The sequence below is a fragment of the Pedobacter heparinus genome (assembly GCF_032678725.1).
Classification (GTDB): Bacteria; Bacteroidota; Bacteroidia; order Sphingobacteriales; family Sphingobacteriaceae; genus Pedobacter; species Pedobacter heparinus_A.
Map to the genome: position 1 here is coordinate 173,350 of NZ_JAVTSC010000002.1, position 21,443 is coordinate 194,792.

Consider the following 21,443-nt stretch of genomic DNA (forward strand, 5'->3'; position numbering starts at 1 on the left):
TTTAACCAAATATAATAATTTATTTAAACAACACGTAATTTCTTTAAAAACAAATATTTGACATTTAAAATTATATTTTGGTTTTTGAAAGATATAACAAGTTGTATTTTCCAAATTTTATAGCGTATTTCCTTATCTTCCCCCATCTAAAAACGCATTTCAAATATGAACCAAACCTTACGAATCCTCTTAACCAGTACCCTGCTGATTATCGGTGTATTTAAGTTTATCCGGTATATTAACAGACCTGATGGCAACGCAGAAATAATTGATAAAACCTTTCAGACTGAGTGGCGCAACGACGGCAGGTCAATGGAACAATGGGTAAAGCTGGCATTAAAGGAAAACCACATCAATTATTCCAGCTTTTTTGTTAAAACCAGTGGTAGTGACAGCAACGAGGCCGTTGTGGCCTGCACCAGTGACGACGAAACATTTCAGTATTATAAATACAATTACACTTATAAAAGCCTGGAGCCTATTGAAGATGATGGGATAGCCAAGCCTAAAAACGTTCAATAGACGGATTCTTAAAACAACAGCATTTCTATTAATTTCTGTAGTTTTATATTCATGGAACCCCTCGTTTTTTTACAACAATATCCTGAACAGGTTTTCAGTCATGCAAGGCAATTGCGCGAGGTATTGCTGGCCAATCTGCCCAATATTACTGAACAGGTGGACCTACCTGCGAAAATGGTAGCCTACGTCTACGCACAAAAATACGCCGACATGGTCTGTGTTATTATTCCTTCCAAAAAGGGGTTGAAACTAGGTTTTTACAAAGGCGCTGAACTTCCCGACCCAGATCAGCTTCTGCAGGGGAGTGGTAAAATTTCCCGCTATGTAGTGATCAAAGATCAGAAAGATATTTACAGTGGGCCCTTGAAAAAATTAATAACCCATGCACTGGCTGCCTGTAAACAAAGGTCCCGGCAAAACCCCCTCCATAAAAAACTTTTGCTTTTTTTGGGGATGTAACTCCTTTTGTATAAGTTCGTTAAAATAATTGAATTCAATAGGGAGAATTCATTATTGCTAAGACCGAAAATTAACACATGCTGATTTTAAATATCATCACGCTGGCCAATTTGCTATTGCTCTTTTCCTTGCTTTATTTCAGGAAGGACAATTCCCTTCCCAATAAAATCCTGGCATTGATCCTGATCAATCCAGGCATCAATTTCCTGAGTAATATTGTGGTGCTTTCAGGGTATTTCCCGTCATTCCCCTACTTCTACTTTTTTGCCCAAATTACCTGCTTCTTATTTGCGCCACTGGTGTATGCCTATGTTTGCCTTTTTACCGGCAGCAAAATCAATCTTAAAAACCCCCTTTTTTTATGTACCGGTGTTTGCATGCTGCTGGGCGTCTATTTCACGATTGAATTCTCTTTGCTACCTGCCGCAGGGCAAGCGAAATACCTGAGCGGAATATTAAATGAGCCTTATCCCGATCAAATGGTATTGGCCAACGGACTTTTTATTGTGATGCAGCAGGTGTATTTTACCGTAGCGGCAATAAAAGCTTACCAATACAAAAAGGGGATCAATCAATTGCTTTCGAATTTTGAGAAAACCCGCTGGCAATACATCTATCGTTTTATAGTCATCATCTGGATACTCAACTTCATCACCATCACTTTATATCTTTGCCTGCCAATGGTGCAGGTAGAGTATATATACCTGCCATTGGTATTAACTGCCATCTACTTTTACATTCTGGTCTATAGTTTTAACCAGAATTCGGTTTTCTCTAAAAACGATTTTAAAGAATTTCTTGTAGAAAACAGTTTTCCTGGGCAGGCTGACCTCCTGCAGGCAACTAACGGGAAACCGGAAGAAGATCTGGAAACAGATAGCTCATTTCTGCTCACTTACCTTTTAGAAAATGAACCCTTCACCAACCCTGATCTTACCTTAGAGATGCTGGCCAAAGAGATTCAGCTGCCGGTAAGCCGGCTTTCTTCGATTATAAACCGTGGCCTCAATAAAAATTTTTATGACCTGATCAACGAAAAAAGAGTCGAGAAATCTAAAAAATTACTGCGGCAAATGGCCCAGGAAAATACCATAGAATATATTGCTTACGAATCTGGCTTTAACAGCAGGGCTTCATTTTACCGCGCCTTTAAAAAAAACACAGGCATTACGCCAACTCAATTTTTGAGTAAAGATGCTGCATAGAAATCACAAAAAACTTGTCTCAACAAATTAATTGAGACAGTTCTACCTGTTGAGTAGCTTTTATTTGGAATAAATATTCCATCTAAAACCAACAACAAACAACATGAAGCATTTAAAAAAATTATTTACCATCGCACTGCTAGCTGCTGCAGGTAATTTAACTGGGCAAACCCTTGGCGAATTTAAGCCTAAAGATGATAAATACGGCATCAGTAAAGCCAAAAGTGCTAAAGGCATTTACATTTCAAATTTTTCGGTCAGCTACCAGATCTATAATGAAAAGGAGAAGTTTAAGCAGGGCGGTTATCAACTGGGTGGTGGTTCTAAAGGTGATGCCAAGGCGGAAGTTTCGGTAGGCCTGGCCGGACTGAATGAAGCGGATGTGCAACAGATCACCGATAAATTGTACCAGGAGTTTGTAGATAAGATCAAAGCGAAAGGTCTGACCATCATTAATGCAGAAGAAGCCGCAAAAGCGGACACCTATGCCGACTATGTACGGATGCAGGGTGGTAAAGCCAGCCAGTCGCAGTTTCCCGGCATGATGTCTACTGCGCCTACGGGTTACGAGTTTTTTGTTAAAAAAGTAAACAAGGATGGTAAGACCAAAAGCGGTGGATTTCTGGGCAATGCAGGCATGTTGTACCCAAAATTATCTAAAGATCTTGGGGATGCCATCATTGCGGATGTTAACATTTACGTGATGTTTGTAGAAGACAAAAATGCTTTTCAGGGAGGTGGTGCAAATATAAAAATCAAAACGAACCTGAGGATTGCAGATCAGGAAGCCATCGTCATGACCGACAACAAATCAATGATCAGATTTAAAGGACAGAATTCCATTACAGCGATCAGCAGCTCGGTAAAGTTTGCGCATGGCAAAATGGGTTTAGGTGCAACTACTTCCTACAATGGTTATTTAGGCAAAGCACTGGAAATAGCGGGTGTGCTCGAAGACACCAAAGTAACTTCCTTTGCCCGCGGAAGTATAGATATGATTGGGACAAAGACCATGTATGGTACTTATTTCAGTCCGGAAAACCGGACCTCCGAATCCAGCAAAATTGTTGAAGTAGATAACAAGCAATATATTGCCGGTGTATACAGCGGAGCAAAGAAATTCCTTGATTACCACACAGATAACTTTTTGAGCGAATTGAAGTAATTTTTGCGGCCAAAGCTCCAGTGTCAGTAAATTGTCACGAAATTATTTTTACCAATCAGTCCCAAACTTTTCCGCAACATTCTCCGTTATAGTTGCAGTTTGTTTGGTTTAGGTTGATCTGTGGTGGATCAACCATCTTATAACAGGGACTCATCGCCAGATGGTCCCTGTTTGTTTTTACCTACATTTTCTGAGCCGCAAAATCCTCCCCTAATTAAAAAGTCAAAATTATCATACAAAGATAATATGAGTCATAATACGTTAATTTTCAACAAGATTAACAATAAACCAGGAGTTAAAACCACAGTAAATCAGCCGGCAAGAATAAGGTGCAGCAACCGTTTGGCACAGTTTTTACCAGTGCCTTAGCTAATTTATTTTTAACCTTACCTCATTTATGATGATGAAAAAAGCAATCTATCCTATTTTATTATTAGTAACCATTTTTGCGGCATGCAGCAAGGACAAAGACAAAGCCCCAGATGGCGCAGATAAATCTGCGGAAGTATCGCAAACCTATCAAGGCAAATTATCTGTTGGTTCTGTTGATTTCAACAACACAAAAATTAAAGTAACCAGAAAAGCGGCCAATGAAGTTGTAATTGAACCGGTGAGCGGACAGGAATACGGCACTTTTACCGCTTTAACATTTTCAAACTTCATCTATTCAGAAGCAACCAAGCAGTACGCTTCCTCTTCTGGCAGCAGCAGAGTAGTGATCTTCTCTTTCCAGTCTAGTGGAGCTATAGAAATGTCTTTAGTCAATAACTTTCAGGATGCCATGTTCAAGTTTGAAGGCGTCAACGTTAAATAATATCATCACATCCCTATGAACGAGCCGCGTAATGTAAATATTACGTGGCTTTTTTTATGAATTAGTCCGGGACCTTAAACCATTCGGCCCTATTTTTGTTTATCTTACAACAGATAGGGCATAAAAGCCCAGGCGTATAAATCATTTAAAATTATCACGATGAAGAAAGAAACTAAAATAATTGCAGGTGTACTGGCTGGTGCTGCTTTAGGGGCCGCTATAGCGTTAATATTATCATCAGATAAAACAGGTGATGTAAAAGATAAAATGTCAGATTGGTTTTGCGACCTGTTAGATGCCTCAAAAGAAAAACTGGCTGATGTAACCGATCAGGTTAAAGAAAGCATTGCAAAAGTTCGCGCATAAATTCCCGTTACCTTCTAAACCTATTTAATGAAAATTGCTTTTCATGGTGCCGCGCGTGCGGTAACCGGCAGCAAACACCTGATCACCTTAAATAAGGGTGTCCAGATCTTGCTGGATTGTGGCCTGTTCCAGGGCATGGGAGATCTTACAGATGGCCTGAATGAATCTTTTGGCTTTAACCCTGCAAAGGTGAACTATATGATCCTGTCGCATGCCCACATAGACCATTGTGGCTTGCTGCCCCGATTGGTAGCAGAAGGCTTTAGGGGGCCGGTGTATTGTACCCCGGCAACGCGGGACCTGGCCAGGATCTTACTGCTGGATTCGGCAAAGATACAGATGCAGGACGCTGACTATGCCAACAGAAAAATCAGGCGTGTTGAAGACCAGGAAATGCCCTTATATACAGATAAGGATGTAGAACAAACCCTCAGCCAGTTTAAAACCATTCCTTACGATCAGGATTTTAAAATAGATCCGGATGTGACCGTACGCTTTACAGATGCCGGCCATATTGTAGGCAGCGCTGCAGTGCATTTACAATTAACTGAAGAGGGCAAAACCACCCGGATCACCTTTAGTGGCGATGTTGGCCGTTATGGCGACCTGCTGCTCAAAAGCCCGCAGGATTTCCCGCAGGCAGATTATATCCTGATGGAATCTACTTACGGGGATTCCCTGCATGCAGACCTGGATCCGATTGAAAATATGCTCTTACAGGTGATCAAGCGTACTTGTATAGAAAAAAAGGGAAAGGTGATCATACCGGCATTTAGTGTTGGCCGTACCCAGGAGCTTTTGTATGCCCTAAACGGCCTGGAATTAAAGCATCAACTGCCTGACATCCCTATTTATGTAGACAGCCCGCTTTCACTGGAAGCTACTGAAGTGCTTAGGAGTCATCCCGAGGTATACAACAACGGGGTAAAAGAAGTATTAAAGGTGGATCAGGATATTTTTGGTTTTAAAGGCTTGCGGTTTATTGAAAGTGTTGAAGAATCTAAAGCCTTAAACATCGACATGCATCCCTGCGTGATCATTTCCTCTTCAGGAATGGCCGAGGGCGGGAGAGTAAGGCACCACATCAGAAACAACATCAGCGACAAGAAAAATACCATTTTAATGGTGGGCTATGCCAGTCCGGGTTCTTTAGCCGGTCGGTTAATCGCCGGACAGAAGCGGGTCTGGTTATTTGGACAGGAATACGATGTAATCGCCGAAGTTGGCTCCATTAAATCCATGAGTGCACATGGCGATTATGAAGACCTGCTGCAATTTCTTTCTGCTCAGGATCCTGCAAAAGTGAAGCGCTTGTTCCTGGTACATGGCGAGTACGATGTGCAGCAAAGATTTGCCCGGCGCATTACAAACGCTGGATTTAAAAATGTATCCATTCCCGAATATCACCAGGAATTTGAACTGTAATTTCCATAAGTTTGCGGCATGGACGTTTTTGGAGAAGCCCTGAAAGATCAGTTTTTAAAACCACCTGCCGAAACCCTTTGGGTACACAATTCTTATGATGAACCGGAGGAAATGCCGGTAGATATTTATTTCAGGGCGGAAAGCGAGATGCCCGAACTGGAACTTAAAGCCCTTGAGCTTTGTAAAGGAAAGGTACTTGATGTTGGCGCCGGAGTTGGCAGCCATGCCTTAATCCTGCAAAAAAGAGGGTTGGATATTACCGGAATGGACATTTCGGCGGCAGCCGTACAGATTATGACGCAACGTGGCCTGAAAAAAGCCCTTGAAGGAAATATCCTGAACTATGCCTTGCCTTCAGCCGGCGCAAAATACGATACCCTGCTGTTTATGATGAATGGCATTGGCCTGACCGGATCTGTTGCAGGCTTAAAATCCTTTTTACAGGAAGTTAAAAAACTGATCAATCCTGATGGGCAACTGGTTTTCGACAGCTCCGATCTTTCCTACCTGTATCTGGAAATCCCCTTCCCCGAAAAAGGATATTTTGGCGAAGTCAGTTTTCGCTATGAATATAAAGGCTTTAAAGGCAACTGGTTTAAATGGATCTATGTAGATCAGCAAACGCTGACCGACCTGGCCAGACAAACGGGTTGGCATACGGAAATCATCTTTGAAGATGATTCTGATCAGTACCTCGCCCGGCTTACGCTCGCCAAACCAGCTTAGGCCTTTTCTTCCCAGATGGCCGCAATGTTGACGATGGTCTCTACTGCTTTTTCCATATCCTGTACCGATGCCCATTCCTGCTTGCCATGAAAAGCATGCTCTCCGGCAAAAATATTGGGACAAGGCAAGCCCATAAAGGATAAGCGGGAACCATCGGTACCGCCCCTGATGCTTTGTTGCTTAGGCGTAACACCTGTCCTTTTTATGGCCTCAATGCCATATTCCATAATTTGCGGATACTGGTCCAGCACCTGTTTCATGTTGCGGTATTGTTCCGTAATCTTCAGTTCATAGGTCGAATTCGGAAAATCTTCGATGATGTTCTGAACTGTGGCGTCCAGTAATTCTCCGTTCGCGGCCAGCTCTTCATCGTTAAATGCACGCAGGATAAAACGGGCTTCGGCCTGCTCTACATTACCACTGATACTTACCGGATGAATAAAGCCTTCTTTTGCTTCCGTTGACTCGGGTGAAAGGCAATCGGCAGGTAAAGCGCTGATCACATCAGACAGGATCTTGATGGCGCTTTCCATTTTTCCTTTAGCAAAACCAGGATGCGCACTTACGCCTTTTATGGTCAATACAGCACCATCCGCCGAGAAAGTTTCATCTTCAATAGAGCCCAGGGTTTCGCCATCAATGGTATAAGCGAAATCTGCCCCCAGTTTTTCGAGGTCCACTTTATCCACACCCCGGCCTATTTCTTCGTCGGGTGTAAACAATATTTTAATGGTACCATGTTTAAATTCCGGGTTTTGCATCAAAAATGCCGCGGCTTCCATAATTTCAGCAAGGCCCGCTTTGTTATCGGCACCCAACAATGTAGTGCCGCTGGCGGTAATGATGTCGTTGCCGATCTGGTGCTTCAGGTCGGGATGTGCTGCTTTTTTTAAAATAACCGAAGGGTCATCCGGAAGGACCAGGTCCTGTCCCTGGTAGTTTTCATGGATGATCGGCTTTACGCCATAGCCGCTGCAATCCGGGGAAGTATCCATATGCGAGCAAAAACAAATGACCGGAACTTTTTTTTCAGAATTGGAGGGTATGGTCGCATAAACATATCCATAGTCATCCAAATGAGCATCTGCTATGCCCAGCTCCAGTAATTCCGCAACCAGCACCCTGCCCAGGTCCTTTTGCTGCACCGTAGAAGGTACAGTTGGCGAGGAAGGGTCTGATTGTGTGTCGATTTGCACGTATTTTGTGAATCTATTTTGAAGAGATTTATTTTTATTTATATAAATTAGCATACGCTTATGAAAATCCAAAGTTAGATAAAGTTTATAGTTTTGCCCAAAAATTTAAAGAAGATCCCTTGAAAACAATTTTAACCCTCTTACTGCCCGTTTTACTATATGTAAATGCTGCAGCACAATCTAACTTTTACAAACTGGGAATAGGCGGCGGATTTGGAGTTACGCAGTCATTTGCCGATCTGGCCAAGCATGATTTCGGAACAGCAGGCTACGGCAGCTTTGACTATTACTTTACCCCCTTTGTCAGTTTTGGCGCCGAAGGCCAGATGGGTGAAGTGAATGGGGGCGACGTGAACGAGGATCCCAACAGAAGACAGTTCATCAACAGCTATAAGGCCTTTTCACTAAATGCCAGGCTGTACCTGGGTGCCATCATCGATTACAGGCGGACTGGCTTTACCAATGCCATAAAAGGACTATATGCTGGTGCGGGTGCAGGGGTAATCATGAACAAGATGAAGTTTGTTGTGCGCGAAAAGCCTGATGATGGTTATATATTCCCGGGAAGCGACAGTTCTAAAGACCTGTTGGTCCCTTTAAACGCAGGCATTACCTTTAATTTTCCGGACCGCTCGGGTTATACCAGGTATGGCTTCAACTTGAATTACCAGGCCAACATTACACTGGGTGAGGGCCTTGACGGCTACAATGACTCACCCATTAAGTTTAAAAGTGGCAAGCCGGATGTGTATACCTACATTTCGGTTGGTTTAAAGTATTATTTCGGCCCGATGGGACTCTCCATAAAATCGCTATATTAGCCGGAAATCATCGAAATGGAATATTTAATAGATACACCTGTTGCCTCAATCGTCTTTCTTTTTACCATCGTAACCAGTATTTACGCGTTTAACGACAACAGCCTGTATGGCAAATTTATGCTGCACCCATACAGCGTTTCGCGCCGGCATAAAGTGTATACCTTAATTACCAGCGGATTGATCCATGCGGATTGGATGCACCTCATCTTTAACATGATGACCTTCTTTTTCTTTGCCTTCAGGCTGGAAGCAATGATCGGTTCCTGGCAGTTTGGGATGGTGTATTTTATTAGCTTAATCCTGAGCGATATCCCCTCGGTGATGAAACATAAAAACGACATGTGGTACAATAGCCTGGGTGCCTCAGGCGCCATTAGTGGGGTACTGTTCAGCTTTATTTTATTTGATCCATTTTCCCGAATGATGATATTCCCCTTGCCAATTCCCATCTGGGCCATAATTTTTGGGCCATTGTATTTGGTTTATTGTGTGTATGCCTCCAAGCAGTCCAGGGACAACATCAATCACGATGCCCACTTTTTTGGAGCGCTGGCCGGAATGATTGTAACGGTATTGGTAGTACCAGGCACCATCCCTAACTTCCTTTCGTTGATATTGGCCAAAATTGGTTAAGATAATTTAATGGGTTTCTGGTAAGGCAGGCGGATTAAAATAACTTATCGGCTTTGTCGGGTCTTTGATGATCTCGAACAGGGTATGCCCCCAGGGTTTCCAGAAATCCTGTAATACCTGTGCATAGGTTTTATGTTGCCAGTGGTCAAACAAGGCTTTGTTCAGTGTCCCTTTCAATGGCATAGCATCAATGTATATTGCCCCTTCAACCGGCATAATGGCGTATTCGGGCAGACGGTTAAACAGGTAGGCCGAATAAAAGAAGCGTGCACAAAGTTCTTCAAACTGCACTGCAGACAAAGGCGATCCGGCAATCTGCTCCAGCAATTCCTGGTGATATTTTTTATTGGTGCCGTTATCCTGCAAACAGGCAATAATGCCAAAATCTTTCAGTTTCAGTGAAAAGGTAAGGGTATTGATCTCATCGCGGAAGCTGAACGGGGTATCCTGATCTTCAAGCGGCACCACCAGGATAGACCAGGGCTTAAAATCTTCAAATACCACATCCAGGTAAATGCTCTGGATCATGGTATGCAGGTTGCCAAATTTATGCATCAGTCCCTGGGACATATTTACCCCGTCGGCACTCAGCTGTTGTAAACGTACCGCAGCATTCATTTCAATATAGATCAGGCTGTACATAAATCTGCCGATCCACTTGAAAAGATCAGCTTCATCCAGTTCAGACACGCCTGCATAACCATTTGCAAAAGCAGCAGAGATTTTTTCCTCCAGCGGCTGTATAAAATGGCCGGATAATTCTGTATTGCAGGGAACTTTCAGCGCATTGTACGAACGCACACTCTCATCCAGCAGCTTGATCTGCTCTTCTCCGCTAAAGTTAGCCAATTTCAGCAACCACTCTGGTAGGATACTGAGCTCCTCAATCGGTGTATTAAAGGTATCTCCGCTTAAAAAACAGTTTTTATATTTAAAGTCGAAATTTTTAAAGGGCTGGTATATCATGCTACTCATAAAAGGCACAATATTAGGTATATTATTTTTACATTAGCCCCCGCACGCTTTTATTTAACCTTTAAATTACCAAATTCATTTGATCCATGAAACTTGCTTATACCGCTTATAACCTGGAATTGAAACATCCATTTGCCATTGCCAAATTTTCGAGGACCAGTACCCCCATTATGCTGATCAGGCTGAGTTATGAAAATGTACAGGGTTACGGTGAAGCTTCAATGGTGCCTTATATGGGCGAAAGTATAGAAACGGCGGTTAAATTTTTACAGCAGGTAGACTGGAACAGATTTGTACACCCCTTTAATTTTGAGGAGATTATCCAATACCTGGACAGCCTGGAAAAAGGCCACCCGGCTATAAAAGCGGCCATTGATATTGCCCTCAATGACCTGAACGGAAAACTGCTAAACAGGCCTTGTTACGAAATTTACGGTGCCGATCCGGCTAAAATGCCTGTCACCTCCTATACCATTGGCATTGACAGCCCGGAGGTGATCAGGGAAAAAGTAGCAGATGCCAAAGGCTTTAAAGTGCTTAAAATAAAACTGGGCAGGGACAACGACAAAGAACTGATCAATACCATCAGGAGCGTAAGCGATTTGCCGCTGTATGTGGATGCCAACCAGGGCTGGGCAGATAAAAAACAGGCTATAGATATGATCTACTGGCTGCACGACCAGGGTGTACAGTTGATTGAACAGCCCATGGACAAAACCAACCTGGAGGGCAATGCCTGGCTTACGGCCCGGAGCCCGATCCCGATTCTGGCAGACGAGGCTGTACAGCGGCTGGCAGATATGGATAGCTTAAAGGGGGCCTATCATGGCATCAACATCAAACTGATGAAAAGTACAGGGATGTATGAAGGGCAGCAGATGATCCTGAAGGCGCGGTCTTTTGGCATGAAAGTGTTGATTGGCTGCATGAGTGAAACCTCCTGTGCTACACAGGCAGGGATTGCACTTGCCCCATTGTGCGACTGGGCAGACCTGGACGGGCCATGGCTGACCACAAACAATCCTTTTAAGGCCCCGGCAATGGTTGAGGGCAAATACCAGCTCAGTGCATTGCCAGGGCTTGGACTAAGGGGGATAGATCCCGGATTGTTTACTTCTTTTTAAGTGTATTGCGCATTTCCTTTACCAGCTGCAGCTTTAAATAAAGAAAAAAGGCGCCCGTAACCACAAACAGGGCTATGGCTAAATACTTGGTGTTGTTATACCCCCATACCACCCCAAAAATGGAAACGATAAGGCCCAGGTTATAAAAAACGTTTAAAGCGATTTTCTTTCCCATGCTTAGTAAACAGGCATTTCAGGGTCAAAAGCTTCCTGCCAGGCAAGGATACCACCTTGCAGGTTATATAAATTGGTTAAACCCAATTGCTGCTCTAACTGCATTACGGCTGCCGCACTTCTTTTTCCGCTTCTGCAATGGATGATCACCGGTTTGTCCTGCGCAATTTTATCAGCCTCAATTAAAATTCCGGCTAAAGGGATGTTAAGGCCTTCCAGGTTGGAGGTCTCATACTCAAATGTTTCCCTGACGTCAATCAACTGAAAATCTTCTTTATTGTCAATCTTTTCTTTGAGTTCCTCAACGGTTATTTCTTTTATCATGTCATTTGATTTTTTCAAAGATAATTAAATCGGCTGTCATCCGGAATTATTGCCGCATTTATTGATTTCTGATGACGCTGCCCCCAGCATCTGAAAAAATTCTGTAACAACTTGGTAACCCGGGCGTTTAAATAGTAGTCTTCATTAAATTGAACCCACATCATGAACGCGATATCCCGTTTCTTCTGGTTTTGCTCAGGGGCACACCTTTCTACCTTAGAAAAACACCCCACAGAACACAACAAATATATTGGTATTGGTGCCACCATTTTTTTTACCGGCCTGTTTGCTGCACTTTCGGGCGGTTACGCCATGTATTTTGTTTTTAAAGGGGATAGCGGCGCGGTACTTTTTGCTTTGTTCTTTGGCCTGATCTGGGGACTGGCTATTTTTAATATGGACCGCTACATTGTGTCCAGCATCAACAAGAGCGCCAGCACCAATAAACAGGTCTTACAGGCAACACCCCGTATTTTGCTGGCCATCATGATCGGAATTGTCATATCACGCCCGCTGGAGCTAAAAATATTTGATAAAGAGATCAAAGAACGTTTAAAAGTAAGTTACCTGAACAACCAGCGCTCAAAAATTGACACCCTGAATGCAGCATTTGAAAATAAATACCGCATAGAAATGGTTAAGCTGGGGGAGAGCAAGGCGCAAAGGGATTCCATGGCCAGCGCCATCAAAGCAGACCGGAAAAAACTGAACTTTGAGATTTTCGGGAACAAGACGGAGGAAACCTCGGGCATCATGGGCTATGGCCCTTATGCCAAAAGAAAAGAAACCGAACTGAAACAGCGTGAGCAGGAATTGGATACCTTAACGGCCAGTGTGCGTCAGCAGGAAGCTTTTGTGGCTGGCAGGAAACAGTTTGACGGCCTGATGACGGAAAAATTATATACCGGGAAACAGCTGGACAGCCTGACCAGCATCGCCGGCTTTGCCGACCGCAACTGGGCCCTGGGACAGCTGAGTTTTAACCGGGACGGCACGCGCGACACGAGTACCTATCTTGCCGTAACTTTTATTGGATTATTATTCATATTTTTCGAATGTTTACCTGTTTTTGTGAAGCTGATGAGCAGCCGGGGTCCTTACGACAGAACGATAGAAAATGTGGAAACGGCACAGGTGTATGAATCGGACAAAGACAAGGATTTTGAAATTGAGGTGATAGATGGTGTACACGAAACCCGTGTGCATACGGAAATCGAACGAAGAAAAAACAAACTATACGAAGGATGAAAAAGCTTGGCTACACTTTAATGTTTTTGTTATTCACCCAGTTCAGCTGGGCCCAGGACATCAATAAAATCATCAGTACCGGATATGTTGACCATTTAATTAAAACCCTGAGCAATGATGACATGGAAGGCCGCGGGTTGTATACTCCGGGTATTGATAAAGCCGCGGCTTTTATTGAATCCGAATTCAAAAGTATTGGCCTGCAGCCTTTAATCGGGGAAACGGGCTTCAGACAATCCTTTGAAAAGGATGGTAAAGCCTTGTTTAATGTGGCCGGAATGATCCCGGGCAAATCTAAAGCCAAAGAAATTGTGGTATTTTCAGGTCATTACGACCACCTGGGTATTGTAAAAGGCGACCTGCAGGACAGCATTGCCAATGGTGCCGATGACGATGCCTCGGGCACAACCGCTGTAATTGCACTGGCAAAGTATTACAAGCAGCTCAACAACAATGAGCGCACGCTGATATTTGTCGCGTTTACTGCCGAAGAGATCGGGGGCTTTGGTTCCAAATATTTCTCCAAAAAACTGAACCCCGACGAAGTAGTGGCCATGTTTAACATAGAGATGATTGGTAAGGAAAGTAAATTTGGAAAAAACACGGCATTCATTACCGGCTACGACAAGTCAGATTTCGGCAAGATCTTACAAAAGAACCTTGCGGGTACCGAATTCACCTTCCATCCCGATCCTTATACTGCCCAGCAACTCTTTTACAGGAGTGACAATGCTACTTTAGCAGCCTTAGGTGTCCCGGCGCATACCATCAGCACAGATCAGATTGACAAAGATCCATTTTACCATACCGTAAAGGATGAATACAGCACTTTAGACACGCAGAATATCCTGGCTACCATTAAGGCCATTGCCAAAAGTGCGATCAGCATAGTAAAAGGGACAGATACACCTGTGCGGATCCCTAAGCTGGTAGAAAAGCAATGACTAAATGGGCATCTCCATTACATAATCATTCATCAAAAAACCATTACCAATATCCAGATCAACGGTTTCTTTGATGGTGAAACCTGCTTTTTTATAAAATTCGGTTGCCTTATTGTCCCTGTTCACATTCAGTTGCAGGAATTTCCCTCCTGCAGCCCTGATCACATCTACCACCTCATTGATCAGCAATTTACCTACGCCCATCCCATGCGTTTCGGGCAATACATATAACTTGTGCAGCTTATACACCCCGTTCCTGGAATCAGTTGCCGAAAAACCTGCAAAGCCCAGGTCTTTGTCATCCTCCTCGGCGATTAAAAAATAGTGCCCCTCCTGAAACTGGGAAAGCAGCTCGCCTTTATTGTACATTTTGTCAAGCATGTAGCTGATCTGTTCGGCGGTGATGATGCCCCCGTAAGCCTGAGGCCAGGTTTTTTTGGCGATGTTTTGGATCGATGGGATGTCCGCCTCTTTCGCTTTTCTTAAAATGATCATAACAACTCACTAATGAATAAGTATTCCGTGTTGAAACTAAACTCCACAAAACCATCATTAATAACGGTAAAATCTCCGTTTTCTTCCTGTCGCAGGTTACTGGTTTCAAAATAAGAGAGCACTTCTATTTTAAAAATACTGCCTTTTGGTTTCCATACCTTAAAGCCGCTTTTTATGGCATAGGCCTTTTCTGTGGTGGTAAACACGACAATATTAAGCGCATCAATGTAACTGCCCAGCTCTCTTAAATTACTTTTTGTATCGATCACATTTACCGCAGGATATTGCTCGGCAATCAGGTAGTCTAGTACGGCATCCAGCTCTTCTGTTCTGGCACTGATCACCTTGGTGTTTTCCTGAAAAGCAGCCTGTGCATTTAAAGTAACCACTGCATCTACTTTTAAGCCCATACTAATGGCCTTTTCGTAAACCGCTTCGCTGACGATCAGTGTGGGGCTCCACTCTAAAAGCTGCCCGAGGTATTCTTCATTAAAATCGCCCAGCTGATGGATATAGAGTGCGGGCTCCTGTTTTTCCCTGATGATATGGTGTGATGACATACAACAAATATATAAAAACAAAGCTGCGGGAAAATTTCTGAAGATTAAATTTATTAACATCAACATTAAATGGATATATGCATCTTTGCAGTATAAATGAATAGCATGAAACACGGACTTTTAATTGATATGGATGGCGTTATTTACAGCGGGGAAACGCTGATAGATGGTGCTGATAAATTTATTGCGGGATTGCTCAAGAACAACATCCCTTTTACCTTCATGACCAACAACAGCCAGCGCACCCCACTTGATGTGGTTCGGAAATTAAAACTACTGGGCATATCGGTAACTGAAAAACATGTGTACACCAGTGCAATGGCAACCGGTAAATTTCTGGGCGATCAGGCGGCCAATGGTACTGCATATGTATTGGGTGAAGGTGGCCTGATTACCAGTTTACATGAAAACGGCATCAACCTGGTCAATACCGATCCGGAATTTGTGGTATTGGGAGAAGGCCGGAACTTTACCCTGGAAATGGTACAACGCGCGGTAGACATGATCCTGGCCGGGGCCAAGTTCATCACCACCAACCAGGACCCATCTCCTAAAAAACCGGGATGGAGCAACCTGGGCATTGCCGCCACTACAGCCATGATAGAAGAGGCTACCGGTCGCAAAGCTTTTGTAATTGGAAAACCAAGCCCGGTTATGATGCGTTCGGCCAGGAAATATCTGGGTCTGGAAACTGCAGAAACTACGGTAATTGGCGACACGATGGAAACCGATATACAGGGTGGTGTGCAAATGGGTTATAAAACCATTTTGGTTTTATCCGGCATCGCCAAAAAGGAACGTTTAAGTCAGTATGCTTTTAAACCGGACCTGGTTGTCAGCTCTGTAGACCAGCTGGAATTTCCGCTGAAATGGTGGTAGCCTCAATTCCGGTCATAAACCCTTAGTTTAGTGTTAAATTTGGTGTAATGCTGATATTGTCCGCTCATCCATAAAATGACTGGTTTCTTTGCAGGCGTGTTGACTACTGCACAGGGCCGGTAATTGTTTTCTTCTGAGTTGGCTGTAATGGCGTTTATCAGCCATTTCATGGCTGTTTTTTTCCAATGCTGGACTTCAAAAACATGATTTACCTGTAGTGCCATATAAACATTTGAGGGGTCCTGATGATCCAGTGAAATCCCGGCTGAATAATTTGGCTCTGTATTTTTTTGTCCGGCAGGTACGATGCACATAGAACCTCCGGCCTTAGTCAATTCTTCATCCTGCCAGTGTTTGCCATTCCAGCTTGCATAATGATACCTGTGATCTGTTTGCTCTGGATAGCGGGTATATACAAGTACGGGCCTTTTGTTCTTATCAAGAGCAACATCAGAAATCCAGGACCTGATATTTGTAGCCCGGGCATCATACACTTTTTTTACATCGCTATGCACAATGGGCAACTGGGAAATTGATTTAATGCTTTCCCCATTGGTTTGATAAAAATTCCCTTTCTCATAATACATATGGTATACTGAATTGCTGGTTTCAACACCCGGATGCCCATCCGTAAAAGCAAAATCAATCCGGTTTTGATGATCTGAGCAAACTTTCAGATAGGGCCTGTTTTTTAAGCCCTTGCTTTCAATTAACCCAACGGCTTTGCTCCAGGTATCGCCCAGATCATCGCTGTAGGCCATTGTTGGCCGCCAGTCTGATCCCCGCCAAAACATATAGATCCGGTTGTGTTCTCCTTTAAGCATGACCGGATGACTATAGGTAATCTTGTTGCCACCAAAGGGGATTACCCTTTCTTCTTCCCAACTGCTAATGTCTTCCGCATTTTTACTTTTACGCATAAAAAACCGGCCATTGTGCTCTGTATAAAAAACGAGCATTTTTCCATCAGGCAGAAATAAAATGGAGGGTACATTATGGTCGTCCACTTGTAGCTGCGGATGCAGTACAAAATCAGCAACGACTTTCGTTTTCTGGTTCCTGGCGCTGATCATTACATCGCCCTTGCTGGTAATGTAGGAAAAGTAAATGCTTTCCGTCCGGCCTTTGTAATAAACCGCCCTGGGATCTGAAAACCAGCACCAGGAAGCATCTCCCGCCAGGGCCTCATAAGTAGAAGATTTCTGCTGGGCAAATATGGACAGGCTGCTAAAGAACATTAAAAGTGCACATACAACCCTCATTTTTGAGCTGACACAAAATTGTTCTTCCTTAAATTTATCCGCTTTTTTTCTTTTCATGAATACAGTTTAAGCTTTTATCTGGCCTGCTGCAATAAAAAATCAGGACTCATTATCGCAGGTGTTTCGGTTTTAATTTTTGCGCTGCGCATGCTATTATTTCGGCAATGCGCTTTTGCCTTGTTTCTGGTCTTCTCGCAAGTACGAGCCATTGAAGCATCGCTTTTTTTGAGGACCTGCTAAGCCCTTCAAAGAAATCACTGGCAACTGATTTGCTTTTAAGCGCAGCATGCAGATCCTCAGGAATAATTAGTTCTTCAACACTATCTAAAATTGTCCAGGAACCATTTTGTTTTGCAATGTCAATGCTCTTATACCCGGCTTCAGTCATCAAATCCTCTTCAATAAGCCGGGCAATTTTAACCTTGTTGATTTTGGACCAGGTGCTTTTGGCTTTTCGCTTGCTGAAAAACTGATGGGTGCTCTGATCGTCAATCTTTATTTTCTTGCTATCTATCCAACCATAACATAAAGCTACTTCTACCGATTCACTCCAGGTTATTGATTTTTTACCGGAATTTTTGTTGTAGCAAACCAGCCATACAGCCTGTTTGGAAAGGTGATTTTTAGCCAACCATTTCCTCCAGTCTGCAATGCTCCTGGCATAAAAAATTTCTACTTCTGATAAACTCATGGCTATACTACCGTTCGCTACGTTCATCCATATTCAAATCTGTATCAAACGGACTTTTTGTAAAAGGGTAAATTGATTGTTTTACAAATCCTTTAGGATATTGAGCTTCATGTACTCCTGTTCCGGCCGGCCATTTCTTACCAGGAAGGTAATATGTACCGAATATCATATCAATAAAGGGAAATATCGATGCAAAGTTATGCCCATAATACTTAGGATCTTCACAATGATGCCAGTGATGGTACTGAGGAGTAGTAAATATGTATTTTAAAAACCCAAAATTAACGCGGGTATTGGCATGTATAAGAACCGCATGAATGGCTATAAAAATAATGTATACATTAAAAACGGTGGAAGAAAAGCCCAGGATATACAAGGGGATAAAAGTCATGGCCCTGGTAAAAAATATATCCATAAAATGGGTGCGGCTACCCGCTAACCAATCCATGCTTTTTGTAGAATGGTGTATCGAGTGAAACCTCCACAAGTACACCCGCGTATGAAAAAAGCGATGTGCCCAATATTGGAAAAGGTCTGTTGTAAAAAAAGCCAGAAATAAGGCCAGTAAAAAAGGTAAGCCCTGTACCCAGTCATGTACTTTGTCTAAACCGATCCAACCAAAGAACAATACAGCAGGTTTTTGGGTCACAATGCCAAAAAACTGGATAAAAAGATGACTGATCACAAAATACATCAGATCGGTCCGCCATTCTTCATGAAACTTAGTCTGTGATTTATTTTTAGGAAAGAAAAGTTCCAGGGGAATAAAAATAGCCGTCATGAGCAGCAAATCGAGCAGCATCCAATCCAGCCCAAAATGCCAGCTTGTCTTTTCCACAGCCCGGCCTTCTACGGTAAAAGCACCTAAAAGAATAGCGATCCCCGCAATTCCAGAGCCGATCAGTGCCCATTTTATACGCTTGCTAAGGATTAAACTAAGCAGCGCGAAGAAAAACGTGGCGATGATGCCTCCCGCCATTAAAGTTTCCATACTCTCTTTAGTATATATTGCTCTGAATTCAGGGGTAGTTAACTGTTCAGGATAACGGAAGCAGAAGATTCCAAGCAATACCAGTATGGATAAAAAAATAGAAATGTATCCGCTGATTTGGCCCTGGCCAACTTTTAAACGCTTATTAGGTGACATAAAAAATGGTAATTTAGTTTTTCGCAGGTTATTTATACGTGAAGATATAAAAAAGAGGGCAATACTGAAGAACCCCAGGCAAGCTGGGGTTTCTGTGGGAATTACTGGACTCGAACCAGCGACCCCTACCTTGTCGAGGTAGTGCTCTAAACCAGCTGAGCTAAATTCCCGCTCAAGTAACAAAGCCTTTCAGATCTTCTAAAAGGCTTTGTTGTGGTCTCGACGGGAATCGAACCCATATCTAAAGTTTAGGAAACTTCTATTCTATCCGTTGAACTACGAAACCAATCGTTACCTTAAAAAGCAACGGTCGCAAATATAACAATAAAACCCTTTGTTTAAATAGCGGCAAAGAAAAAAACCTCTTAATTTGCTGTTTAATTTGATGGGATTACCATTTCACAAGCGATGCATCGTACAACTGCCGATGTAGCTGATACATCCCTTCCAAAGGCATCTTTAACACCTTTCTATCATACGTAAAGAGGCCATTGGTTTCTATTTCCACATCCGTTGTCTGGGTATAAACCGCAGCAGATAAGCCCAAACGGATCAATTTAGGAATAGCGCTGATAAACTTGGTATACTGTTTAAACAAGTCTTCCTTGTTCTTGTAGCTCTGGTATCCCCAGTTGCCCTTGTCCAGCCAGGTATGCCCCTCAACCGGCAGCCCCAATCCGCCAAATTCACCCAATACCAAAGCTTGTCTGGCACCATAAATTGCAGGATCAGGCATCGCGGGAGCCGGATAAATGTGCAGGTCGAATACCTGTCCTGCGCCCATAAAATAATTACCGCCGCTTGCTGCGTTTACCAGGCGGGAGGGATCATATTTCATTGTCCAGTCTACAATTTCTTTGGTTTTAAATTGTCCCCATGCTTCGTTAAAAGGAACCCAGGACACAATACTCGGGTAATTGTGGCACTGGTCCATAATGGCTTTCCACTCTTTTCTGAAAATGTTTTCCGATTCCGGACTACGGTCTTTATCCAGCTGACCACCAGTGATGAAACCTGGCTTCGCATCCCAGACATTTCCGCCGGTATCGCCGCTTGGCATATCCTGCCATACCAGCATGCCCATTTTATCGCAATGGTAATACCACCTGGCCGGCTCTACTTTAACGTGCTTACGGATCATGTTAAATCCCAGGGCCTTCGTTTTTTCAATATCAAATTTTAATGCCTCATCCGTTGGGGCCGTGTAAAGACCATCTGGCCACCAGCCCTGATCTAAAGGGCCGTATTGAAATACAAACTGATTGTTCAGCATCATCCTTTGTATACCGGCGGCATCCTTAGCCATAGCAGATTTACGCATTCCAAAGTATGATCCAACCTCATCAATCGTTTTCCCTTTTCTTTTAACCGCAACTTTCAGGTCATATAGAAATGGCGATGCTGGCGACCATAGTTTGGGGTCAGGGATGTTCAGGACCAGATCCCCCTTCGGATCTGCGGATTTCAGCAAAGCTACCTGCTTAGCGCCTTCCCAGGCGCTAACTTCCAGCTGATCGCCGGATTGTAGATCAGCTATTTCAACGCGGACAGCCAATTGCTTTTTATCTATATCAGGTGTTTGTTTAGTAGCTACAATATAAGTTTGAGGCACATTTTCCAGCCATACTGTTTGCCATATTCCTGTAACTGGTGTATACCAAATGCCTTTGGGCTGTTTAACCTGCTTTCCCCTGGGCTGTGGGCCATCGTCTGAAGGGTCCCAGACTTGTACGGAAATGTTTTGTTTAGCTCCCTTTTTGATCAGGGAAGTAATGTCGAAAGAAAAGGCATCATAGCCTCCGGCATGTTCGCCTGCAAGTTTTTCGTTTACGTACACCTTACAAGACCAATCTACAGCGCCAAAATGAAGTAATAATTTTCCTCCAGCCATTTTTGCCGGCAGGTCAATGCTGCGGTTATACCACAAAACATTGTTTTCGCCTACTGTTTTGCCCACCCCACTTAATGAAGATTCAACTGCATAAGGTACCAGGATCTGCCCTGTGTAGCTTGCCGGTATTTGGTCACTGCCTTTGGGTAAAATGGCATATTGCCATAATCCATTAAGGTTTACCCAATTTTTACGGACCATTTGTGGTCTGGGATACTCGGGCAAAGGATCGGATGGGTTTACTTTAGCCGCCCATTCTGTTGAAATTTTTCCAGGAACAGGCTTCCATTGCGCATGCGCACAATGAACCACAAGCAGTAGCAGCAAGCTAAGATTTAGTCTTGTCATAGCATCAGGTTTATATTGGGTTTAGGTTTAATCTCAATTTGTGTGTGAT

Annotated in this window: 24 protein-coding genes and 2 tRNA genes; 14 read left to right on the plus strand and 12 right to left on the minus strand. The window is 43.3% G+C overall.

Annotation, left to right across the window (positions count from 1 at the left end; genetic code table 11):
• The first annotated feature begins 165 nt into the window (after window positions 1-165).
• From R2Q85_RS03945 to R2Q85_RS03980, 8 genes are all read left to right on the plus strand, one after another.
• Complete coding sequence (locus R2Q85_RS03945; protein ID WP_316810448.1) at window positions 166-522, plus strand: hypothetical protein; 357 nt, start codon at window positions 166-168, stop codon at window positions 520-522.
• 51 nt (window positions 523-573) lie between these two features.
• Window positions 574-981: a DUF1801 domain-containing protein gene (locus tag R2Q85_RS03950; protein WP_316810449.1), complete on the plus strand. Its 408-nt coding sequence runs from the start codon at window positions 574-576 to the stop codon at window positions 979-981.
• A 77-nt stretch (window positions 982-1,058) separates the two neighbouring features.
• The gene (locus R2Q85_RS03955; RefSeq protein WP_316810450.1) at window positions 1,059-2,186 is read left to right on the plus strand and encodes an AraC family transcriptional regulator; all 1,128 of its coding nucleotides are present in this window, start codon (window positions 1,059-1,061) and stop codon (window positions 2,184-2,186) included.
• A 103-nt stretch (window positions 2,187-2,289) separates the two neighbouring features.
• Window positions 2,290-3,351, plus strand: a complete 1,062-nt coding sequence (locus R2Q85_RS03960) for a hypothetical protein (protein ID WP_316810451.1) — start codon at window positions 2,290-2,292, stop codon at window positions 3,349-3,351.
• A 397-nt stretch (window positions 3,352-3,748) separates the two neighbouring features.
• Window positions 3,749-4,165, plus strand: a complete 417-nt coding sequence (locus R2Q85_RS03965; RefSeq protein WP_316810452.1) for a hypothetical protein — start codon at window positions 3,749-3,751, stop codon at window positions 4,163-4,165.
• Window positions 4,166-4,324: 159 nt separating this feature from the next.
• Window positions 4,325-4,531, plus strand: a complete 207-nt coding sequence (locus R2Q85_RS03970; protein WP_316810453.1) for a YtxH domain-containing protein — start codon at window positions 4,325-4,327, stop codon at window positions 4,529-4,531.
• Between the two features lie 27 nt (window positions 4,532-4,558).
• Window positions 4,559-5,956, plus strand: coding sequence for an MBL fold metallo-hydrolase (locus R2Q85_RS03975; protein ID WP_316810454.1), 1,398 nt, complete (start codon window positions 4,559-4,561; stop codon window positions 5,954-5,956).
• A gap of 18 nt (window positions 5,957-5,974) precedes the next feature.
• Window positions 5,975-6,682 carry a class I SAM-dependent methyltransferase gene (locus R2Q85_RS03980; RefSeq protein WP_316810455.1) on the plus strand — a complete coding sequence of 236 codons (708 nt, stop codon included), beginning with the start codon at window positions 5,975-5,977 and terminating at the stop codon, window positions 6,680-6,682.
• On the opposite strand, the gene pepT is transcribed toward R2Q85_RS03980, so the two are convergent.
• The gene (gene pepT / locus R2Q85_RS03985; RefSeq protein ID WP_316810456.1) at window positions 6,679-7,932 is read right to left on the minus strand and encodes a peptidase T; all 1,254 of its coding nucleotides are present in this window, start codon (window positions 7,930-7,932) and stop codon (window positions 6,679-6,681) included. The two genes, R2Q85_RS03980 and pepT, sit on opposite strands and share 4 nt — an antisense overlap.
• A gap of 65 nt (window positions 7,933-7,997) precedes the next feature.
• Between pepT and R2Q85_RS03990 the strand changes: the two genes are divergently transcribed.
• Entirely contained in the window at window positions 7,998-8,699 is a 702-nt protein-coding gene (locus tag R2Q85_RS03990; RefSeq protein ID WP_316810457.1) for an outer membrane beta-barrel protein, read from the plus strand.
• 15 nt (window positions 8,700-8,714) lie between these two features.
• Window positions 8,715-9,332: a rhomboid family intramembrane serine protease gene (locus R2Q85_RS03995; protein ID WP_316810458.1), complete on the plus strand. Its 618-nt coding sequence runs from the start codon at window positions 8,715-8,717 to the stop codon at window positions 9,330-9,332.
• 6 nt (window positions 9,333-9,338) lie between these two features.
• On the opposite strand, the gene R2Q85_RS04000 is transcribed toward R2Q85_RS03995, so the two are convergent.
• Entirely contained in the window at window positions 9,339-10,307 is a 969-nt protein-coding gene (locus tag R2Q85_RS04000; protein ID WP_316810459.1) for a hypothetical protein, read from the minus strand.
• 86 nt (window positions 10,308-10,393) lie between these two features.
• Between R2Q85_RS04000 and R2Q85_RS04005 the strand changes: the two genes are divergently transcribed.
• Window positions 10,394-11,431 carry a dipeptide epimerase gene (locus R2Q85_RS04005; RefSeq protein WP_316810460.1) on the plus strand — a complete coding sequence of 346 codons (1,038 nt, stop codon included), beginning with the start codon at window positions 10,394-10,396 and terminating at the stop codon, window positions 11,429-11,431.
• Here R2Q85_RS04005 and R2Q85_RS04010 read toward each other — a convergent pair.
• Together R2Q85_RS04010 and R2Q85_RS04015 are read right to left on the minus strand one after the other, a co-directional pair.
• Window positions 11,418-11,606, minus strand: a complete 189-nt coding sequence (locus tag R2Q85_RS04010; RefSeq protein WP_316810461.1) for a DUF6358 family protein — start codon at window positions 11,604-11,606, stop codon at window positions 11,418-11,420. The two genes, R2Q85_RS04005 and R2Q85_RS04010, sit on opposite strands and share 14 nt — an antisense overlap.
• Before the next feature lie 2 nt (window positions 11,607-11,608).
• Window positions 11,609-11,926 carry a rhodanese-like domain-containing protein gene (locus R2Q85_RS04015; RefSeq protein ID WP_316810722.1) on the minus strand — a complete coding sequence of 106 codons (318 nt, stop codon included), beginning with the start codon at window positions 11,924-11,926 and terminating at the stop codon, window positions 11,609-11,611.
• A gap of 165 nt (window positions 11,927-12,091) precedes the next feature.
• On the opposite strand from R2Q85_RS04015, the gene R2Q85_RS04020 reads away from it, so the two are divergent.
• Window positions 12,092-13,177: a DUF4407 domain-containing protein gene (locus R2Q85_RS04020; RefSeq protein WP_316810462.1), complete on the plus strand. Its 1,086-nt coding sequence runs from the start codon at window positions 12,092-12,094 to the stop codon at window positions 13,175-13,177.
• Complete coding sequence (locus tag R2Q85_RS04025) at window positions 13,174-14,121, plus strand: M28 family metallopeptidase (RefSeq protein WP_316810463.1); 948 nt, start codon at window positions 13,174-13,176, stop codon at window positions 14,119-14,121. Before R2Q85_RS04020 ends, R2Q85_RS04025 begins: the two co-directional genes overlap by 4 nt.
• On the opposite strand, the gene R2Q85_RS04030 is transcribed toward R2Q85_RS04025, so the two are convergent.
• Complete coding sequence (locus R2Q85_RS04030) at window positions 14,122-14,616, minus strand: GNAT family N-acetyltransferase (RefSeq protein WP_316810464.1); 495 nt, start codon at window positions 14,614-14,616, stop codon at window positions 14,122-14,124.
• Window positions 14,613-15,176 carry a thiamine pyrophosphokinase gene (locus R2Q85_RS04035; protein ID WP_316810465.1) on the minus strand — a complete coding sequence of 188 codons (564 nt, stop codon included), beginning with the start codon at window positions 15,174-15,176 and terminating at the stop codon, window positions 14,613-14,615. Before R2Q85_RS04035 ends, R2Q85_RS04030 begins: the two co-directional genes overlap by 4 nt.
• Before the next feature lie 105 nt (window positions 15,177-15,281).
• On the opposite strand from R2Q85_RS04035, the gene R2Q85_RS04040 reads away from it, so the two are divergent.
• Window positions 15,282-16,055, plus strand: coding sequence for an HAD-IIA family hydrolase (locus tag R2Q85_RS04040; RefSeq protein WP_316810466.1), 774 nt, complete (start codon window positions 15,282-15,284; stop codon window positions 16,053-16,055).
• Window positions 16,056-16,057: 2 nt separating this feature from the next.
• On the opposite strand, the gene R2Q85_RS04045 is transcribed toward R2Q85_RS04040, so the two are convergent.
• From R2Q85_RS04045 to R2Q85_RS04070, 6 genes are all read right to left on the minus strand, one after another.
• Entirely contained in the window at window positions 16,058-17,374 is a 1,317-nt protein-coding gene (locus tag R2Q85_RS04045) for a BNR-4 repeat-containing protein (RefSeq protein ID WP_316810467.1), read from the minus strand.
• Window positions 17,375-17,426: 52 nt separating this feature from the next.
• A complete protein-coding gene (locus R2Q85_RS04050) occupies window positions 17,427-18,035 on the minus strand; it encodes a YdeI/OmpD-associated family protein (RefSeq protein ID WP_316810468.1) in 609 nt (202 codons plus the stop codon).
• On the minus strand, window positions 18,016-19,155 hold the full coding sequence (locus R2Q85_RS04055) for a sterol desaturase family protein (RefSeq protein WP_316810469.1): 1,140 nt from the start codon (window positions 19,153-19,155) through the stop codon (window positions 18,016-18,018). The genes R2Q85_RS04050 and R2Q85_RS04055 overlap by 20 nt, the downstream gene beginning before the upstream one ends.
• Before the next feature lie 95 nt (window positions 19,156-19,250).
• Window positions 19,251-19,325, minus strand: a tRNA-Val gene (locus tag R2Q85_RS04060).
• A gap of 44 nt (window positions 19,326-19,369) precedes the next feature.
• Window positions 19,370-19,441, minus strand: a tRNA-Arg gene (locus tag R2Q85_RS04065).
• 105 nt (window positions 19,442-19,546) lie between these two features.
• Window positions 19,547-21,394 (minus strand): glycoside hydrolase family 2 protein, encoded by a 1,848-nt coding sequence (locus tag R2Q85_RS04070; RefSeq protein WP_316810470.1) that lies wholly within the window; start codon window positions 21,392-21,394, stop codon window positions 19,547-19,549.
• Window positions 21,395-21,443 lie beyond the last annotated feature (49 nt).

Bases quoted from the DNA above. Each gene is read 5' to 3' on its own strand.
- R2Q85_RS03955 (WP_316810450.1), top strand. From the start codon at position 1,059: ATGCTGATTTTAAATATCATCACGCTGGCCAATTTGCTATTGCTCTTT.
- R2Q85_RS03995 (WP_316810458.1), top strand. From the start codon at position 8,715: ATGGAATATTTAATAGATACACCTGTTGCCTCAATCGTCTTTCTTTTT.
- R2Q85_RS03970 (WP_316810453.1), top strand. From the start codon at position 4,325: ATGAAGAAAGAAACTAAAATAATTGCAGGTGTACTGGCTGGTGCTGCT.
- R2Q85_RS04055 (WP_316810469.1), bottom strand. From the start codon at position 19,155: ATGTCACCTAATAAGCGTTTAAAAGTTGGCCAGGGCCAAATCAGCGGA.
- R2Q85_RS03945 (WP_316810448.1), top strand. From the start codon at position 166: ATGAACCAAACCTTACGAATCCTCTTAACCAGTACCCTGCTGATTATC.
- R2Q85_RS04030 (WP_316810464.1), bottom strand. From the start codon at position 14,616: ATGATCATTTTAAGAAAAGCGAAAGAGGCGGACATCCCATCGATCCAA.
- pepT (WP_316810456.1), bottom strand. From the start codon at position 7,932: ATGCTAATTTATATAAATAAAAATAAATCTCTTCAAAATAGATTCACA.
- R2Q85_RS04005 (WP_316810460.1), top strand. From the start codon at position 10,394: ATGAAACTTGCTTATACCGCTTATAACCTGGAATTGAAACATCCATTT.
- R2Q85_RS04050 (WP_316810468.1), bottom strand. From the start codon at position 18,035: ATGAACGTAGCGAACGGTAGTATAGCCATGAGTTTATCAGAAGTAGAA.
- R2Q85_RS04070 (WP_316810470.1), bottom strand. From the start codon at position 21,394: ATGACAAGACTAAATCTTAGCTTGCTGCTACTGCTTGTGGTTCATTGT.
- R2Q85_RS03965 (WP_316810452.1), top strand. From the start codon at position 3,749: ATGATGATGAAAAAAGCAATCTATCCTATTTTATTATTAGTAACCATT.
- R2Q85_RS03975 (WP_316810454.1), top strand. From the start codon at position 4,559: ATGAAAATTGCTTTTCATGGTGCCGCGCGTGCGGTAACCGGCAGCAAA.
- R2Q85_RS04000 (WP_316810459.1), bottom strand. From the start codon at position 10,307: ATGAGTAGCATGATATACCAGCCCTTTAAAAATTTCGACTTTAAATAT.
- R2Q85_RS03980 (WP_316810455.1), top strand. From the start codon at position 5,975: ATGGACGTTTTTGGAGAAGCCCTGAAAGATCAGTTTTTAAAACCACCT.
- R2Q85_RS04025 (WP_316810463.1), top strand. From the start codon at position 13,174: ATGAAAAAGCTTGGCTACACTTTAATGTTTTTGTTATTCACCCAGTTC.
- R2Q85_RS03960 (WP_316810451.1), top strand. From the start codon at position 2,290: ATGAAGCATTTAAAAAAATTATTTACCATCGCACTGCTAGCTGCTGCA.
- R2Q85_RS04045 (WP_316810467.1), bottom strand. From the start codon at position 17,374: ATGAAAAGAAAAAAAGCGGATAAATTTAAGGAAGAACAATTTTGTGTC.
- R2Q85_RS03950 (WP_316810449.1), top strand. From the start codon at position 574: ATGGAACCCCTCGTTTTTTTACAACAATATCCTGAACAGGTTTTCAGT.
- R2Q85_RS04040 (WP_316810466.1), top strand. From the start codon at position 15,282: ATGAAACACGGACTTTTAATTGATATGGATGGCGTTATTTACAGCGGG.
- R2Q85_RS04035 (WP_316810465.1), bottom strand. From the start codon at position 15,176: ATGTCATCACACCATATCATCAGGGAAAAACAGGAGCCCGCACTCTAT.
- R2Q85_RS04010 (WP_316810461.1), bottom strand. From the start codon at position 11,606: ATGGGAAAGAAAATCGCTTTAAACGTTTTTTATAACCTGGGCCTTATC.
- R2Q85_RS04020 (WP_316810462.1), top strand. From the start codon at position 12,092: ATGAACGCGATATCCCGTTTCTTCTGGTTTTGCTCAGGGGCACACCTT.